The following is a 16,767-nucleotide window of genomic DNA, read 5'->3' as shown; positions in this document are numbered from 1 at the left end:
TAAGGAGGACTTATTTATGAATGATTTACGTTATCCAATTGGCCAATTTACATACAAACGTCCTATAACTGAAGAAATGATTGATACATGGATTCAAGAAATTGAAGATTTACCTAATGAACTAACAAAGGCAATTAAAGATTTAGATCAGAAGCAGTTAGATACACCATATCGCGTTGGAGGGTGGACTGTCCGTCAAGTTGTTCATCACGTTGTTGATAGCCATATGAATAGCTACATACGCTTTAAATTAGCACTGACAGAAAAGAATCCAACTATTAAGCCGTATAAAGAAGAGAAGTGGGCAGAGTTACCCGATTCAAAATTACCGGTAGATGTTTCACTAGTAATGCTAGATTCATTACATAAAAGATGGGTTAACCTTTTATATTCTCTAGAAATTGAAGATTTAGAAAAGACATTTAACCATCCTGAAACTGGTGAAACAAAACTTGCTGCTGCAATAGGACTATACGCATGGCACGGACGGCATCATACAGCTCATATAACTTCATTAAGAAAGCGACTAAATTGGTAACATGGAGATTACATTAGAGAAGGCGACAGAAAGTGATGCAACAGATTTATTTCAAATGCAAATAGACTCATTTAGCCCTTTATTACATAAATATAAAGACTATGAAACAAATCCAGCAAATGAAACTATCGAAAAAACTATATTTAGAATAAATAATCCCAGCAGTAATTTTTATAAGATGATAATAGATTCGAAACTTGTTGGAGCGATATGTATATCCCAAAAAGAACTACCTTATAAATTTTGGATCAGTCCAATGTTTATTCATCCAGTCTATCAAGGGAAAGGAATTGCTCAGAAGGTACTTATTTTAATTGAAGAGATGTTTCCAGAAGCACGAAGCTTTGAACTTGCTACGATTTTAGAAGAAGAAAGAAATTGTTTTCTATACGAGAAAATGGGGTATAAAAGAACAGAAGTAATAAAGAAATTAAATGATAAAACTACACTTATTTATTACAAAAAAAGAAAGGTAAAGCATATAAAATACGCTTTACCTTTTTATGTTATTTTAGATTAAATATACAAAAACAATGTATGTTCTTCCAAAATACTCGGGTTAGTAATTTTAAAAATGAATAAAAATACAGAAGTCACTACTTGGTCGTAAAGGTTACTAACGCTTTTTGAATGCTTAAAATACTATCGTCACCTTTAAATTCTTTCGTAATTGGATCCTCCATACTAGACACCCAAATTTTAAGTTCTGCATCTAAATCAAAATGCCCAGCTGTTTCGATGCTATATTGTGTAATACTTTTATAAGGAATAGAATGGTATTCTGTTTTTTTGCCAGTTACTCCTTGTTTATCTACTAAAATAAGACGACGATTTGTAAATACGATTAGATCACGAATTAATTTATAAGCATGCTCTACTTTTTCATCGTCTAGCATAATCTTCTCTAAATCACGTTCTACACTTTCAGAACTCGTATTTGATGCATTTCCTAAAATACCGCTAAATAAACCCATATTAAATTCCTCCTTTAATATATGTGGAATGAATTACTTATATTGTAACATGTTACTCACAAAGATATTATGACATTACTTTAGTAGTTTCTGGTTATTGTTGTAATTAGTTTATAAAACCTCATCTTAAAATCTTATGCTAATATGAAATTAAGAAAAAAGAAGCAGAGGGATATAGCATGAAGAATATTGGTTTAGTATTAGAGGGCGGAGGAATGAAAGGTTTATATACTGCAGGTGTACTCGAATATTTCATGAAAAAGAACTTATTCTTTCCGTATGTAGTCGGCGTATCAGCTGGAGCCTGTATGGGAGCAACCTATTTGTCACGTCAAAAAGGTAGAAATAAGAAAGTAAATACAGAGCTAGTATCAGATTACAGGTATATATCTTATCGAAACTTAATTCGAAAACGTGAATTATTCGGAATGGATTTTTTATTTGATGAAGTACCTAATAAAATTGTACCATTTGATTTTCAAACTTTCTTAAACTGTAATGAACAGTTTGTTATAGGGACAACTGATTGCAAATCAGGACAAGCCATTTATTATAATAAAGCAGAACACGGAAATGATATTTTAAAAATCATCCGTGCATCCAGCTCTGTGCCGTTTATAGCACCTGCTGTAGAATATGATAATCGAAAATTACTAGATGGAGGAATTATAGATCCTATACCAGTTTTAAAAGCTCAAACTGATGGTTATGAAAAGAACGTTGTAATTATGACAAAGCCAGAAGGATATGAGAAGCAGCGGAATAAATTTTCAGGCCTGGCTAAAATTTTATATAGAAAATATCCGAAAATCGCAGAGAATTTAGTAAACCATTATCGTTTTTATAATGAGACGATATCTTATATGAATCAAGAAGAACAAAAAGATAATTTTTATGTAATTCAGCCAAGTGTACAGCTTCCTATAAGCGGAATAGAAAGAAATAAGGAAAAGCTTGTTAATCTATATAATCTTGGGTATATCGATGCTCAATATCATTATGAAAACTTATTAAATTGGATAGAGAAATAAAGGAGGCGAAAGTTGAAGTTAGGAAAACAAATTATTTTTAAGGAATTGCAGAAAATGCATAGTCCACTTCAGAAACCGTTTCCTTATCGTGCTACAGCAAAATTGCAACGAGACCTAAAAAGTAAATTTACCGAAGATGATTGTATAAACGCTGATTTTAATCATTATTGGATGCATACAGCAGCTACTTTAAATTCTGTACTAAATGGAAACGAACAGAACATTACGTTTCAACAAATAAAGTGGTTAAGAAAATCGTTTTTTGAGTGGTCTTCGCAATATCGTTTTCTAGAAACAGAAATTGTGAATTATCCCATTTTGTATAGAGATTTCATAAGTTATGAGAAGACCAGGAAGCTATTACTTTATTACCTTACTGAATAAAAGCGAAAACGTACAGGTTACATTACTTGTACGTTTTTTTGTTCATAAAACATTCAATTTTAACAACTAGTTTATATAGGAATTCTAACGAGAAGAAAGAAGTACATATTATAGAATGATGTAGGGGAGGAGAGAGGAATAGCTGTTTTCCTTTAAGATATTGTCCAATTCGAATACAGTTAGTTATTTATGTTAAAATATTTCGAGTGAAATCAAGCTTTAAACAAAATAAGTCAACAATGCAGAAGGGACAACATTAACATGGAAAACGTATCAAAAATAGATAAATTGGAATCAATAAAATCTTTACAGTCAACAATCCGTAAACTTGAAAATGCCTTATCACAGATGACTCAAAAGGGCTCAAATACTACTTTAGTGAAAAAAAGACTCAAAGCAGCTAGTATCGGCTTAGCTATGTTAGAAAGTGTTTGGAATCAAGAAACTCATCATTATACTCAAGCAGATTTAGCAGAAGCTCGTAATGTTCTGATTGGTTTGCTTCAATCAATTGAAAAGATTTACGATAAGTCAAAGCTTGGGAGTCCTCAAAGAACACTTTTAGAAAGAAGAATAAAATCATTGGAACTTTCTATTCAAGCGATTGATAATTTTTCTAATCAATAACTTCTCTAAACACATTATTTACGACTACTTTTATATAGGGATTCTAATGAAAAAACTACATATAGAGTACTACAAAAGAGGAAGAGAGGTGACTTCGATCATTAGTCATAAGTTAGAGCAGCTTAAAAATCAATTAAAGAATGGAAACGAAAAAGCTCTTTATACTTTTTTGCATGAAATCAAATCATACACCACTAATAGAACTATGCTCTATAGATAATCAGTATAAACTTATAACGTATATATGGTTAGGCAATCAAAATACTGAAAATGTTTATGTATTCGGTAGTTTTCCTGGTTGGGATCTGTCTGTAAATCAATTACAACGATTGCTACAGACAGATATTTTTACAGTAAATGATTTTTTCGAAAATAATTGGATAAAGCGTAGTGAACAGTATCAATTAGACCCATTTAATAAAAATACATTTGGAGAAGGTACCAATAAAGCGTCTGTGTTAAAAATAAGTATGGACATGCAGTATAGCAGTCGTTTCCCTTCAAATCATTATCCATCTGGGAGAATTGAAACATATTCTTTTCATAGTTCGATTTTAAATAACACACGTAAAATTCATATTTATACGCCTCATGATTATTCTCACACTCCACATCTTCAAGAACTTCTCATTGTATTTGATGGGAATTCATTCATTCAGAGCCTTTCAATTGAAAAAACACTTAATTATTTAATTTACGAAAAAGAAATCCCATCTTGCATTGCTGTTGCTATAGATCCTGTCGATCGATTAGAAGAGCTAACTTATAACGATAAAATGAATGCATTTTTAACGAAGGAATTACTTCCGTGGATTCAAGCTAAGTATCACGTTTATCAAGAAAAGAATCATACAACAATTGCTGGTTTCAGTCTTGGTGGCTTAGCAGCTTTTTATGCAGCACTTCAAAATCCACATATTTTCGGAAATGTGTTGTCAATGTCTGGATCCGTACATTGGAAAAAGGATAATTATGAAAATACAATTCCTTGGATTGAAAATCAAATTTCATCAATAAATTCTAATGCGACTCATCTACATTCTTACATAGCAGTAGGTGAACTCGAAAACGAACCTCTTTTAACGGCTAATAGACGGCTATATAAAGCTTTAGAAGCAAAGAAATACCAAACCACTTACGAAGAGTTTCAAGGTGGACATGATAGCGTATGGTGGCGAGAAAAGCTATTCGATGGATTAAGGGCATTAGAATTTACAAAAACGACATTAGAAAATAAAAAGGAGAGAGAATCTATGAATCAAGAAGAACTAGATAAAAAACTAAAAAAACAAGAGATTTTAGTAAAAGATGAGAAAGTTTGGTCTTATACGTATGAGGATCATATTAGTTCTATCGTTAAACAAGCAGAACAGAAAGGAGCTTTTGATCATTTACCTGGTAAAGGGAAACCTCTTAATCTTGATAAAGATCTTTCGTACAATCCTGAAAAGCAACTTTATAGAACTTTAGCAAATAATCATGTTTTACCTAGGTGGATTGAGCTTTCAAAAGAAATTGATGATTTAAAAGAAAAGCTAAAAGAAAATACAAATACTGCAGAAGCAGCGGATTTAATTCGAACTATTAATAAAAAGGTATTAGAACATAATCTACTTTGTCCACCAAGCGCGCAAAAAATGAGGGTGAAAATGGATTTTTAACGATTTTCAATTAAGCTATCGCTTACTATATAATTAAGTTAGGCATTTTCAATTCATTACTAACAGGAGGCAAATATAGTGAAGAATACGTATCAACTTCAAATTCCGAAAGAACTAGAACAGTATCGTAGTATTTTAGAAGAAAGTGTGAAACCGTATGTTAAAGTGTCTGGAACATTAGCAAAGACAACGCTTTTTGAAAGTAAGTTTGGTGGATATCCGTATTTACCTATAGATCAAGAGCATCCTAAAGACTCAAACGGACAACCTATGATGCTACTTGCGCAGTTAAACCTTGAAGAAATACCAAACATTGAACATATGCCTCAACATGGAATGTTACAGTTTTTCATAAGTGCTGAAGAAGATCTTTTTGGAGCAGATTTTGATCATCCCACAAGCCAAAAAGACTTTCGAATTGTTTATCATTCTACAATCACAGCGGATTTAACTAAGGTGATTACTGATTTTAGTTATTTAAACACTTTAGATTTAGAGAATTTTATCATACCCAAAGCAGCAAAACTAAAGTTTGAGTTGGCATATCAACCAGTAACACCAAGAGATTATCGATTTGAAATGATTTTTAATGATAACATTGATTGGGAAGAAATTGTTGATGAAGAAAATAATACAGAATTAGGCGAACTGTATGATGATTTATGTAAGGATCAAGGACATAAAATTGGTGGTTATCCATTTTTCACACAGACAGATCCAAGGGAATGGGAAGAAAAATACCAGCAACATGACATATTATTGATACAAATCGATACAGACGATTCATTAAATATTATGTGGGGAGATTCTGGCGTTGCTAATTTCTTTATACGTAAGGAAGATTTGTTAAATCTAGATTTTTCCAATGTCATTTACAATTGGGATTGTTACTAGAAGATATAAATAAAATAATAGCAAACAAAAAATCTTCCTGAAGGTGAGGAGGATTTTTTTATGTTAAAAATAAGCGTTATGTTAACTAGAATAAAAAACAATGAGTGTAATGAAAGTCAAGCCTAAATAACAGAAATAACAACAAATAATGTAAAGTTGTAAAACATGTGCAAATAGCAATTAATTCATTAAGTAAAACATAAAATAAAATTATTAATTTATATTTTGTATAGAAATAATTTTTCTGTATAAAAATTTCTTGCCAATCAAAAATGTTTTTAATTCGTTAAATCTTAAGCGATTATTGATTAAGATTTGCTGTGATGAATTTATAACAAATAAAAACGATAAAAACTGAAGAAATTTGTTTAGATAAGATTTAATGTAAATCTCACCAAAAATCTCCGTTTCGTCTCATTAAGTATAGTTTACTTGGGTTTTGATACCTGGTATTGCTTTGTTTCTATAACTGCCTATAATATATATTATGTCTACTAGAAAAAAGTAATAAACTTATTATAGATTAGTTCCATTTGGTATACTTCCCTTTTCTTTATTTATTAGTGAATAGTTCGTTGATGCAGGATTAGTGTAAATAATCATTAATAAAACATAATAAAAAGCAACTTGTTTAATTATTAAATTTAAACAAGTTGCTTTGAATTTGACTAAACTATATTTATAATTTGTTTGCTTTAGCAATTACTTTGATTTCAATTAATAATTCATCGTGAATTTTAATTTTATAATTGAACTTGTTTGTGAATTATTCGATTATCATTACAATTATTCTTTTTCTTGAAAAATATTGTATTTACGCTTTAAATGTAAACCTTTATCTTTATAAATCCACCGTGAAAATTTATTAACATTATTTTTACCACTTAGGTAAATACGATATTGTTTTTCTTTGTCAACAAAACTTAATTGGAATTTATTATTCTCAAGGATATCTTTAAAAGAATTCATAAAATTATATGATCCACCAACAAAACTAACAAAGTATTTGTGAGAGTTAACATGACCATCCCCATCAAAATACCCACGAACAAAATGATGCAAATATTCTTCTGGTACAAAAGGAAATTCAATGTTAAATGATTTACATGGCATAATTCCGTGTATGTTCATAAGGTCGTCTTTTATTGTTTTGCTATTAATATTTAGCATATATACGCCTGTTTTTTTGTTTTGATAAAGTGGCTGGTTTGTTTTTAGTTCTTTTTTTATATCTTCTAAAATATAACTTTCTTTTTGAGATATACTGACACATTGATTTTCTTTCTGTATAACACCATCTGCTGCTATAAACCCTAAAATATAAGCCATATTGTTTGACCACGTTTTAAAATAATCTTCTGTTATGTCATACTTTCTCTTCCAACTCCCTATAGCGCGTCTTGGTACGTTATTGTCTGATAAAACCATACGAATATACCTTGCAGACACATTAGCAAGCATGGCGATTTCTGAGGTGCTCTTCCCTTCAGTATACAAATGCATGATTTCAGATTTTGATAGTTTACATTTTGATTTCTTTTTTCGCTCTATGTGCACTTACATCCTCTCCTTCCTTTCTTTTATTAGAGACATATTTTCTTCTATAACATACAACGAAACGTATGTTCTTTGTTGCGTATAAGAAGGAATTTACTAAATAAAAACAATTTACATGTACTTAATATTTGTTTTAGCTGCCACTGTGCAATTTGTACTTTATAGATACAAATAATGAATTTGACGAATTTATGAAATACAAGGCAATTTAGATGAAAGGTAAAATAATATAGTTTAAACTACAAATAGCTACAATAACAACATACGTAAATTGTTAATCGTAAAAAGGAGAACGAATGAATAAGAAATATACAAATCAAATTCATACTGATATGAGTTTTAAACCGAAAGATATTATAAGTTTAATGACGGATTACTTTAAAATAAAATCAAAGCTGCGTCCTATAAAGGATTTGCCTATCGTTTTATCAAATAAAGATAATGAATCGTTAGAGAGTGTTACATGGTTTGGCCATTCTGCTTCTCTTTTGAAAATAGAAGGTAAAAAACTATTATTAGACCCTATGTTTGGAGATGCCTCTTCCCCATTCCCTTTGTTTAATAGTAAACGCTATAGTGGTACTTTTTCTTTAGAACGTGATGACCTTCAAGAAATTGATGCGATTATCATTTCTCATAATCACTATGATCATTTGAATTACAAAAGTATTATGCAGTTAAAAGATCGCGCAAAGCACTTTTATGTTCCAACTGGAGTTGCACAATACCTTATTAAATGGGGTGTTTCACCTAGTAAAATTAGTGAGCATAATTGGTGGGACGAAATTACATTTGATAATATTAAGTTAGTTTGTGCTCCTGCAAGGCATTTCTCGGGACGTGGTATGACAGATAGAGATCGTTCATTATGGTGTTCATGGCTTATTCTTGGTCAAGAGACTAAAATTTTCTTTAGTGGTGATAGCGGTTATGCCCCTCACTTTAAGGAAATTGGTGATAAATACGGTCCATTCGATCTTACATTAATGGAATGCGGGCAATATGATCCGAGGTGGTCTGCTATTCATATGTTGCCTGAAGAAACGGTACAAGCTCATATTGATGTTAAAGGAGAATTACTTCTTCCGATTCATTGGGGTGCCTTTACGTTAGCATTACACGAATGGAGTGACCCGATAGAACGTGTTACGAAAGAAGCTAACCGTTTAGGAGTTAAAATTACAACGCCTCAAATTGGTGAATCTATTACGTTAAAATCTACAAATTATCCTTCATCCGCTTGGTGGAAGGAAATTTAATTTTAAAATATAAAAAGAGCGAATCCTCTTATAAAGAATTCGCTCTTTTTTCTGTATTTAAACTTATTTCACAATATTGGATTTCCCACTATCTAAAACTCTATTTGCTGGTACACTGGACATTTCAACCACTGTATTCATACTCTTATCAGTCAGTTCAATGAGTTCGGTTTCATGTTTTATTTTATTTAAATCCCACACCATCCCATGAAATTCATTATGCTGACCACTTACCTGTATAATGCTTTTTGTTTTATTTGAAGGCTGTATTTGAAGATTTGTAAATTGATTCCCACTAATTTCATTTGGCGTAGTTACTTGACTATCCATATAAATCATATTTACACAGTCTTCTAAAGAAAAGTTCATAAAACGATTGGCATTTATCCAAGCTTGTCCGGTGCTCGGTTTTTTTGCTACTAATTTTAGTCCGGTTTCCATTCCTACAATTTTAATGTTTTCGAAGTTAACAAACGAAATTTCATTTTCTTTTCCAGCAGAGTATAAAGAAATTCCGGTACCTTTATTCGTTTCCGTCCAATTGATAATATTTATATCTTTTATTTGTGTTTTGTTCCAAGTGTTATAATATTTATTTTTACCGTCTAAATAAATAACTTCAGAGTTAAATTTAGGATCGTCAATAGCTATATACGCTCCTTCAATGGATGCGTTGTTCTCCAGTTCTAGAACTCTAAAGTTTCCCTCAACTACAAATTGGGATCCATAACCAAATAATAATTTCACACCTTTTTTAACAATGATTGGTGACGTAATTTTATACTTCTTATCATCAAGTAATACCGTTTTAATTTTACTAGATTCTGCTTTATTAATAGCAGATTGTATTTTTATTGAATCATTTGCCCCTTTAAAGTTTTCTACATACAAGTTAGTACTTTTAGCTGCATAGTCTTTTTTGTTGTATTGATAAAAAGCAAAAGTAATTAAAACTATACCAATGAGTAAAACAATTATTTTCTTCATCATACTCACCCCATATCGATTAATCTATGGCTTTTATATTGAGGTTATTATTATTTTGCTTTGTATTTCAGATTATCATTGCTGCTTTGTCTATGATTGAATTATATTATGTAGGATTTAGTAAACTGTTTGCTTTACTAATACATCATTCTTATAATGTATTGATTTATGATTTCATAAATCAAAAGTCTGCTTGTACATAATGTAATTCCTTCCTCTATCCCTAATACGCTCTTACTGGTGATATAAGATGTACTGCTGCAGATTGTTCTCCTGCTTCAATCAATATCGGTCTCATAGAACCGCCAAAGCTTAAAGTAATCGTTTCTTCTTTTATTGCTCGTAAAGCATCAACCATAAAATGCCCATCGAAAGATATATTTAATTGTTTTTCACCTTGAATCGCATCTATTTGTTGCGTTTCGGATATTTTCCCAATTTGAGAAGCATTTGAAGAAATTTTAATTGTGGATTCGTTTATGATTTCTAAGTTAACATTGTTATTGGCCCATTCACTTGCTAATAAACTTGATCGGTCTACACCTTGTAATATCTTTTTTCTATCTACGTTAATAATCGTTTTAAAATCATTTGGAATAAGGTTAGAAATATTAGGATATTTCCCTTCAATTAGTCTTGAATATAATGTAGTTGTTCCGAACGTAAATATAATATGACTCTCCGAAAGGTAGATATATACGAATTCCGAATTGCTGTTCATTAATTTTAGAAGTTCATTAATGGTTACGCTTGGTACAATACAATTTGCTTTTACATCTGAGGAAAGTAGCGTTTCACGTATCGCTAGTCTATGTGAGTCAGTTGCAGCACAAATGAACTTATTATTAGATAACTCTATATGTACCCCAGTAATAACAGGTCTAGATTCATTTTTTGCTACCGCAAATACTGTTTGTTTAAATACTTCAATCAATTGTTCTGTCTCTACTTTGATTTCTGCATGATTGCCTATAAGTGGTACATTCGGAAACTCATCTGCAGGAAATCCATTTAAACTTAATGTGATTTCTTCTGATTGTATCTTAATAATTTGCTCATTCTTACTTTTTATTGCTATATCACTTGGCATTTTCTTTATTATTTCAATGAAATACTTTGCAGGTACAACAATAGTTCCTGCCTTTAAAATAGTTGCAATCTTTTCGTCTTCAATTGAAACAGGAATGAATTTTTCAATAAAAATATTCGAGTTACTTGCAATTAAAGTAATTCCAGATTGGTCTGCAGTTATTTTTATACCAGATAATATAGGAATTAAAGATTTTGTTGATATTGCTTTGTTGACTTCTGAAAGTGCTTGAGTGAATTGTTTGTGATTAACGATAAACTCCATGTTTCCCCCGCCTTACATGAGATAATATTTTTATGAAGATTGATGAACGATTGTTCCGTTAAAAAAATAAGGTACTGTTTCTTTCTTTTGTAATAAATCCAGTAAATGTTCTGGTATGCGTAAATATGGAGCTGCTATATGTAATTCCATCCAAGTAATCTCTTCAATTTCTTTTGGCCTTGATATATATGTCTCTCCGCCAATTATTTCACCTAGAAAATTAAAGAAAATTGCATGATGATCTCTTTCCTCGAAAAAGGCTTCGCTGATAGAACAAATCCCTTTTACGTTTATATGTAACCCTGTTTCTTCTTTTACTTCTCGAATTACTGCTTCTTCCAATGTTTCTCCTAATTTAACTGCGCCACCTGGTAATGTATAATAAGAACCATTTTCCCCTTTGTTTTTTACCATTAAAATCTTTTCATTAGTTTTATCGTACAAAATCGCGTATGTAACATTAACTTTTTTCATATGTACCTCCTCTATTTTTAATAAAAGGAATTTTCTGTCTTCTATTCATTCTACCATTAACTCCTTTTAATATATATAAGTTAGTTAAGTCTTGCCTTTACCACTATTGGTGGAGTTAATAAGAATAGGCTACTGATATAAAAAAAGAACGTACCTTAGGAAGATTATCCAAAGTACGTTCTTGCAGTTTTAGAATAAAAATTGATCCAATTAATACTGAAATTAATAATAACCTCGCCCTTATTGCATTTGTATTCCAAATACTAATGTTAACAAATTCTATATACTTTTTAGCCGTTTTTCTAAATAATAATGATTATGTCCTTTCGGATAATCTTCACTTACTCCGATTACTTTATATCCATGCTTCTTATAAAAATCAGGCGCCTGAAAACTAAAAGTATCTAAATTGATTAACCTGCACTCTTTTTCAATTGCAAATTCTTCAATAAGTTTTATTAACTTGGTTCCATAACCTTCGTGTCTATATTCTTCAGAAACCCACAGGAAATCAACATGTACGTGGTGCCAAAATGTAATTGCAGTTATTCCACCTACAATTTTCCCCTTTTCATTTCTCACTATAAAACTAATTTTTTCTGAAGGCTTTTTCTCTTCATCTGAAATATGTTTTTGGTTATATTCAATTACTTTTTCTCTTATGTAATCACTATCTTCTTGGACCCATTGTTTTACTATTTTCATTTTAATTATCACGCTCCTTTTACGATAGCTATTCAACTTCATAATGCTAATGTCCTGTCTAAATAATAGTCGTAGATCACTAATACAATTGTTTCATTTCACTAAAATAAAAAAAGCCCTACTACATTTCATCTGTAATAAGACTTATATACGTTGTGTAGAATCTAATTAATCTCAATGAATATAATTGCTCAAAAAATATTAAAATTGTTCAATTCTTTTTTATGAAAACTTCCGTTATTTCAACACCTTAGGAGAATAGTCCAATTGTACCACTACGAAAAAGAATGAACATTCCTAAACCAATTAGAACAATTGGAACAATAATATGACAGTTTTCCTCAAGTACTTTAGCTAGTATAGGAGCTTTTATCAATTTGTAGCTAATAAAACACCATATCGCTATCATGGAAAAAAAGATAACTAATGTAACGATATTTGTTTCAAGAGTTTGACTAGCAAACATTGGTATATAAATTGAAATATTGTCAGCTCCATTAGCTAATGTAATTGAAGCTACTTTAAATAATGAAACAGTAACGTTATCGATAACTTCATTACTTTTATAAGAACGAAGTGACAATAGTCCTTTACCCCCCATATAAATTGGCACGAATCCTAATAATCCAATCCACGAAACAGGAATGAAAAAAGAGCTTAAAGACCCAATGATACTTAGAAAAATAATCATACTAAATCCTAAATATTGTCCAATAACAATATAAAGTTTTTTTCTCGTAGCTTTTTCGCGGACAGCTCTTCCTTCTTTCCTAATTACTTCTGTTCTTACTTGTGAAAATAAAACAAGTAGTATAAAAATGTCATCAATATTTGTTGTAGCGAATGCCACAACAGAAGAAATTATGGTTGTAATCAATAAAAGCCAACTACTTTCATTGTAAACTGATAAGAAAATAATGGTCTATGAATGAAGTGCACGTTCCATCACAAAGTTTGTTAACTGTAATTTTCTAAATGTTTTTAGCAACATGTTAGTTCCTTTATAAAACAATATGAATATTCTAAGTATCTGCTACTCATTTCATTTTAAATTAAATAACTCTATTCTCTCTACACAAAAAATGTTTTGTACTAAAAAGAGCCCTATATTAGGACTCTTTTTAGTATTACGCCACTTTCCGATGTAGATGTTTTAGTTCCTTTGTCTTCTCTGCAGTTGGTGGACGGATTAATATTGAAATAATGAAGGAAATAACACTTAAAACACCAATTATAATGAAAGTTGGTTGAAATCCTCCAAGTATCGCTCCAATGAATGATCCTGCAAGCGCACCAAATCCGAAACCTTGGTAGACAATCCCGTAATTTGTACTATGGTTTTTTAATCCAAAGAAATCTCCGACAATAGCTGGGAATATAGTTATATTACCGCCGAAGCAAAAGGCGACACTTGCTACACAAGCAAAATAGATTCCGTAATTTAGCGGAATAAAACTTAAAGTAAAGACTGACAATCCTATAATAATAAACGTTGCAGAGACAATTTTCATTCGCCCGATTTTATCTGATAACGTCCCGAGAATGATTCTACCTACTGTATTAAAGATTGCAATCATAGCAACGGCGTTTGCAGCGGTTGCTGCGCTAAGTCCAACAAGTTGTACGCCGATATCTTTTACCATACTGATTAAATACAAACCACCCATACAAGAGGTGAATAACATAAAAAATAGCAGATATACTTGTTTCGTTCGCATCATTTCACGCGGAGTATAGTCATTGTGTAATGTTTCAGTTACAGCATTACTTACAATTGCCTCACGTAAGAAGAACGATCCGATTAACACTAAAAGTAACACGATAATACCCCAATATAAGAATGCTTGTGATACACCAAGGTTATCGATAAGATTTCCGTTTATATATCTAAAGATTAAGCTGCCCATTCCATACGCTGATACAGATATACCTGAAATAAGCCCTTTCCGATTTGGAAACCATTTAATTAAATTAGATAGTGATGTAATATAAGCTGTTCCATCCGCATAACCAACAACGACACCAGCTAATAAATATAATAGTGGTAAAGAAGAAACTTGTGAACTAAGTATTAAGCCGAGTCCTAAAACAATTCCTGCAGTAGCAATAAGTTTTCGAAGTCCTAATTTTTTCTGTAACTTTGCTGCAAATAAAGTTGAGAATGATAAAGAAAAACTTGTTATGGAGAAAGTTATCGCTACTGAATTAAGATTCCATCCAAACTTACTTACAAGGGGTTGATTAAATAAACTCCATGTATAAATTGTTCCAAGGCCAATTTGAACAATGATTGTACCTAGAACAATTAGTAACGGATTTATAGAAGTTTGTTTCATACTAACTGTCCCCTTCTTTTATCTTGACATGAATTTTCACAGTTAGTATATCCATCATAAATTGCAAGATACTGTACGGAAAATGGTAATTAAGTTCATATACACAAAAAGACACTTCATAAAGAAGTGCCTTTTGCAGGTTATATCAGATATTTCTAAAGAAAGCTTTGTTAAGATAAGACATTTTCAAATGCTTATGTATATATGTTATCAAATAATTTCTTAAATGTTATGAGACTTAAGACGTATTTTTCATTCATCATATAGTCGGATGAAAAATTAATATTCGATTTCATCAAAATCTTTCGGCTGCGGTACAGTTTGCATATTAGCTGCATCTTTAGGATCGCTATAAATTGCATTTTGCTCTGTATTTACATCTTTTATATTTTGCTTTTTATTTTTGTTCACTTTATCTTTCACTTTCAATCACTCCTTTTCGTTATAGGAGTAATTATGCCCTATTACCGTTACTAAATGTATCTGCGACTAAATTACTAAATTCACGTAAATAATATAAGTAATTATCACCACCGTAGTTATATCTTTTATTATACATCTTTGCAACAACTACATTATATTCAGGTATTACTAAAATGGTCGGTCCAGTAATCCCTAATATTTGATACGACCCTTTTGGAACACGTTCACCAAGTTCGCTTAATTGCGCAGGCTCATTTTGGATGAACCAAAACAATCCATTTTGTGGTAGCTCTTTGTTTATATATGTTGGACTCTGCAAACTCGTAGCGATTTTTATAACTTCTTTTGGAACAATTTGTTTACCATCTATCCCACCTTGATTTAAATGAAGATTGCCCCACTGCGCAAATTCTCTAGCTGAGACAAACAAATTTTTTTCAGTACCGTCATCTACCGTACCAATTTCACTAATTGCGTCTTCATTTGGATTATTAACAACGTCAACTAAATTTTCATCTCGCTGAACTCTCCAACCTGTTTCTTGAAAATTAGCAGGCTTAAACACACGCTCCTTTAACAATTCAGGAAAACTTTTGTTATATAGCTGATAAATAAGACGTGTCATCATTCTTACATTAATATCTCTATACGCCCATGATTGCCCCGGTGCAAATTCACGAAAAATTGTCCTGTCATTCGTTTCTTCTAATCCGTGCGAATGTGTTACTAAATGTCTTATCGTCGTTTTACTAAGCAATGCAGGATCAAAGTCTTTAAAATATTTTATCGCTTCATCATCAATAGAGTTTATTTTCCCCTCATAAAGCGCATACGCTATCATTAATCCTAAATAACTTTTTCTAGCAGAAGCAACGTTAAATTGTGAAGATGCTGTTACTCTCTTGGTTGTAGATGTATTTGAGTGATAACCACTATAATGCTCTAGTACGATTTTATTATCTTTTATAATACAAAGCGCTGTAGCAGAACTATGATTTTTTTCTTTTATATCCTCTACCCAAGAAATCAACTTATCATATGTATACAAATAAATCCCCCTTAATACACATCAAAATTACAGCATGAAAGAAAAGTGCAAAATAGTTTTTACACCTTTCTTTCATATAAAATAACTTGAATTTTCTATACTTAAATAATCCACCAGTTCCAGCAATTAAAGCAACTGAAACATCCTGCGCATCCTATGCATCCGCCGCAACGACCTGCACAACCACCACATCTACCGCCACATCCACCGCAACGTCCACCACAACCGCCACATCCGCCGCAACGACGTGCATCGTCTTGAATGTAATAGTATGGATATTGACTTTGTTGTTGATCCCAATATACAACATTGCCAGTTTGATAATCATTAAGGTTTAATGATTGTAGTTCTTGTTGAAACTGATTCATTATGAAACCCTCCATTTATAAATGTAAATTCCGTCCAAATATTAAAGTTAATAAATTCTTTTAAACAAAGTAGAAACAAGACTATAGACTAAATGCGTACATCAACAAAATATGAACTTACACTAGGTGATGTACCTTGTTTTTCAG

Annotated in this window: 18 protein-coding genes and 1 pseudogene; 8 read left to right on the top strand and 11 right to left on the bottom strand. The window is 31.3% G+C overall.

Features of this window, described 5'->3' with window-relative positions; all coding sequences use genetic code 11:
- Positions 1–16 precede the first annotated feature (16 nt).
- Both ACTFO4_RS14825 and ACTFO4_RS14820 read left to right on the top strand, forming a co-directional pair.
- A complete protein-coding gene (locus tag ACTFO4_RS14825) occupies positions 17–538 on the top strand; it encodes a YfiT family bacillithiol transferase (protein WP_000999069.1) in 522 nt (173 codons plus the stop codon).
- A gap of 1 nt (position 539) precedes the next feature.
- The gene (locus ACTFO4_RS14820) at positions 540–1,058 is read left to right on the top strand and encodes a GNAT family N-acetyltransferase (RefSeq protein WP_440013838.1); all 519 of its coding nucleotides are present in this window, start codon (positions 540–542) and stop codon (positions 1,056–1,058) included.
- A 76-nt stretch (positions 1,059–1,134) separates the two neighbouring features.
- Here ACTFO4_RS14820 and ACTFO4_RS14815 read toward each other — a convergent pair whose 3' ends face one another.
- On the bottom strand, positions 1,135–1,512 hold the full coding sequence (locus ACTFO4_RS14815; protein ID WP_000522472.1) for a PH domain-containing protein: 378 nt from the start codon (positions 1,510–1,512) through the stop codon (positions 1,135–1,137).
- Positions 1,513–1,691: 179 nt separating this feature from the next.
- Here ACTFO4_RS14815 and ACTFO4_RS14810 point away from each other — a divergent pair, with 179 nt between their 5' ends.
- From ACTFO4_RS14810 to ACTFO4_RS14790, 5 genes and pseudogenes are all read left to right on the top strand, one after another.
- Positions 1,692–2,543: a patatin-like phospholipase family protein gene (locus tag ACTFO4_RS14810; protein ID WP_440013836.1), complete on the top strand. Its 852-nt coding sequence runs from the start codon at positions 1,692–1,694 to the stop codon at positions 2,541–2,543.
- A gap of 12 nt (positions 2,544–2,555) precedes the next feature.
- Positions 2,556–2,927: a YxiJ-like family protein gene (locus tag ACTFO4_RS14805; RefSeq protein WP_440013834.1), complete on the top strand. Its 372-nt coding sequence runs from the start codon at positions 2,556–2,558 to the stop codon at positions 2,925–2,927.
- 261 nt (positions 2,928–3,188) lie between these two features.
- Positions 3,189–3,554: a hypothetical protein gene (locus ACTFO4_RS14800; protein WP_440013833.1), complete on the top strand. Its 366-nt coding sequence runs from the start codon at positions 3,189–3,191 to the stop codon at positions 3,552–3,554.
- Between the two features lie 88 nt (positions 3,555–3,642).
- A pseudogene (locus ACTFO4_RS14795) lies at positions 3,643–5,215 on the top strand (DnaJ family domain-containing protein).
- A 78-nt stretch (positions 5,216–5,293) separates the two neighbouring features.
- Positions 5,294–6,109, top strand: a complete 816-nt coding sequence (locus tag ACTFO4_RS14790) for a YwqG family protein (protein ID WP_000799808.1) — start codon at positions 5,294–5,296, stop codon at positions 6,107–6,109.
- Between the two features lie 786 nt (positions 6,110–6,895).
- On the opposite strand, the gene ACTFO4_RS14785 is transcribed toward ACTFO4_RS14790, so the two are convergent.
- The gene (locus tag ACTFO4_RS14785; RefSeq protein ID WP_000546826.1) at positions 6,896–7,666 is read right to left on the bottom strand and encodes an LAGLIDADG family homing endonuclease; all 771 of its coding nucleotides are present in this window, start codon (positions 7,664–7,666) and stop codon (positions 6,896–6,898) included.
- 296 nt (positions 7,667–7,962) lie between these two features.
- On the opposite strand from ACTFO4_RS14785, the gene ACTFO4_RS14780 reads away from it, so the two are divergent.
- Positions 7,963–8,925 (top strand): MBL fold metallo-hydrolase, encoded by a 963-nt coding sequence (locus tag ACTFO4_RS14780; RefSeq protein ID WP_001037062.1) that lies wholly within the window; start codon positions 7,963–7,965, stop codon positions 8,923–8,925.
- A 63-nt stretch (positions 8,926–8,988) separates the two neighbouring features.
- Here the strand turns inward: ACTFO4_RS14780 and ACTFO4_RS14775 are convergent, their stop codons facing one another.
- The 9 genes from ACTFO4_RS14775 to ACTFO4_RS14735 all read right to left on the bottom strand — a co-directional run bounded on the left by ACTFO4_RS14775 (position 8,989) and on the right by ACTFO4_RS14735 (position 16,620).
- The gene (locus ACTFO4_RS14775; protein ID WP_141540571.1) at positions 8,989–9,912 is read right to left on the bottom strand and encodes a hypothetical protein; all 924 of its coding nucleotides are present in this window, start codon (positions 9,910–9,912) and stop codon (positions 8,989–8,991) included.
- A gap of 223 nt (positions 9,913–10,135) precedes the next feature.
- A complete protein-coding gene (gene dnaN / locus ACTFO4_RS14770; RefSeq protein ID WP_440013830.1) occupies positions 10,136–11,266 on the bottom strand; it encodes a DNA polymerase III subunit beta in 1,131 nt (376 codons plus the stop codon).
- Positions 11,267–11,296: 30 nt separating this feature from the next.
- Positions 11,297–11,740 (bottom strand): NUDIX hydrolase, encoded by a 444-nt coding sequence (locus ACTFO4_RS14765; RefSeq protein WP_000757601.1) that lies wholly within the window; start codon positions 11,738–11,740, stop codon positions 11,297–11,299.
- Between the two features lie 279 nt (positions 11,741–12,019).
- Positions 12,020–12,445, bottom strand: a complete 426-nt coding sequence (locus ACTFO4_RS14760; RefSeq protein ID WP_000706722.1) for a GNAT family N-acetyltransferase — start codon at positions 12,443–12,445, stop codon at positions 12,020–12,022.
- A gap of 250 nt (positions 12,446–12,695) precedes the next feature.
- The gene (locus ACTFO4_RS14755) at positions 12,696–13,322 is read right to left on the bottom strand and encodes a cadmium resistance transporter (RefSeq protein ID WP_017673331.1); all 627 of its coding nucleotides are present in this window, start codon (positions 13,320–13,322) and stop codon (positions 12,696–12,698) included.
- A 250-nt stretch (positions 13,323–13,572) separates the two neighbouring features.
- Positions 13,573–14,781: an L-lactate MFS transporter gene (locus ACTFO4_RS14750; RefSeq protein WP_000815137.1), complete on the bottom strand. Its 1,209-nt coding sequence runs from the start codon at positions 14,779–14,781 to the stop codon at positions 13,573–13,575.
- Between the two features lie 279 nt (positions 14,782–15,060).
- Positions 15,061–15,204, bottom strand: a complete 144-nt coding sequence (locus ACTFO4_RS14745; RefSeq protein ID WP_000653680.1) for a hypothetical protein — start codon at positions 15,202–15,204, stop codon at positions 15,061–15,063.
- 31 nt (positions 15,205–15,235) lie between these two features.
- Positions 15,236–16,252 carry a serine hydrolase domain-containing protein gene (locus tag ACTFO4_RS14740; RefSeq protein WP_000288894.1) on the bottom strand — a complete coding sequence of 339 codons (1,017 nt, stop codon included), beginning with the start codon at positions 16,250–16,252 and terminating at the stop codon, positions 15,236–15,238.
- A 101-nt stretch (positions 16,253–16,353) separates the two neighbouring features.
- A complete protein-coding gene (locus ACTFO4_RS14735) occupies positions 16,354–16,620 on the bottom strand; it encodes a heterocycloanthracin/sonorensin family bacteriocin (RefSeq protein WP_001071389.1) in 267 nt (88 codons plus the stop codon).
- Positions 16,621–16,767 lie beyond the last annotated feature (147 nt).

This window comes from Bacillus cereus group sp. MYBKT14-1 (genome assembly GCF_051915185.1).
GTDB classification, from domain to species: domain Bacteria; phylum Bacillota; class Bacilli; order Bacillales; family Bacillaceae_G; genus Bacillus_A; species Bacillus_A cereus.
The sequence above is the reverse complement of the archived record's forward strand: the minus strand, read 5'-3'. Positions and strand labels throughout refer to the sequence as shown.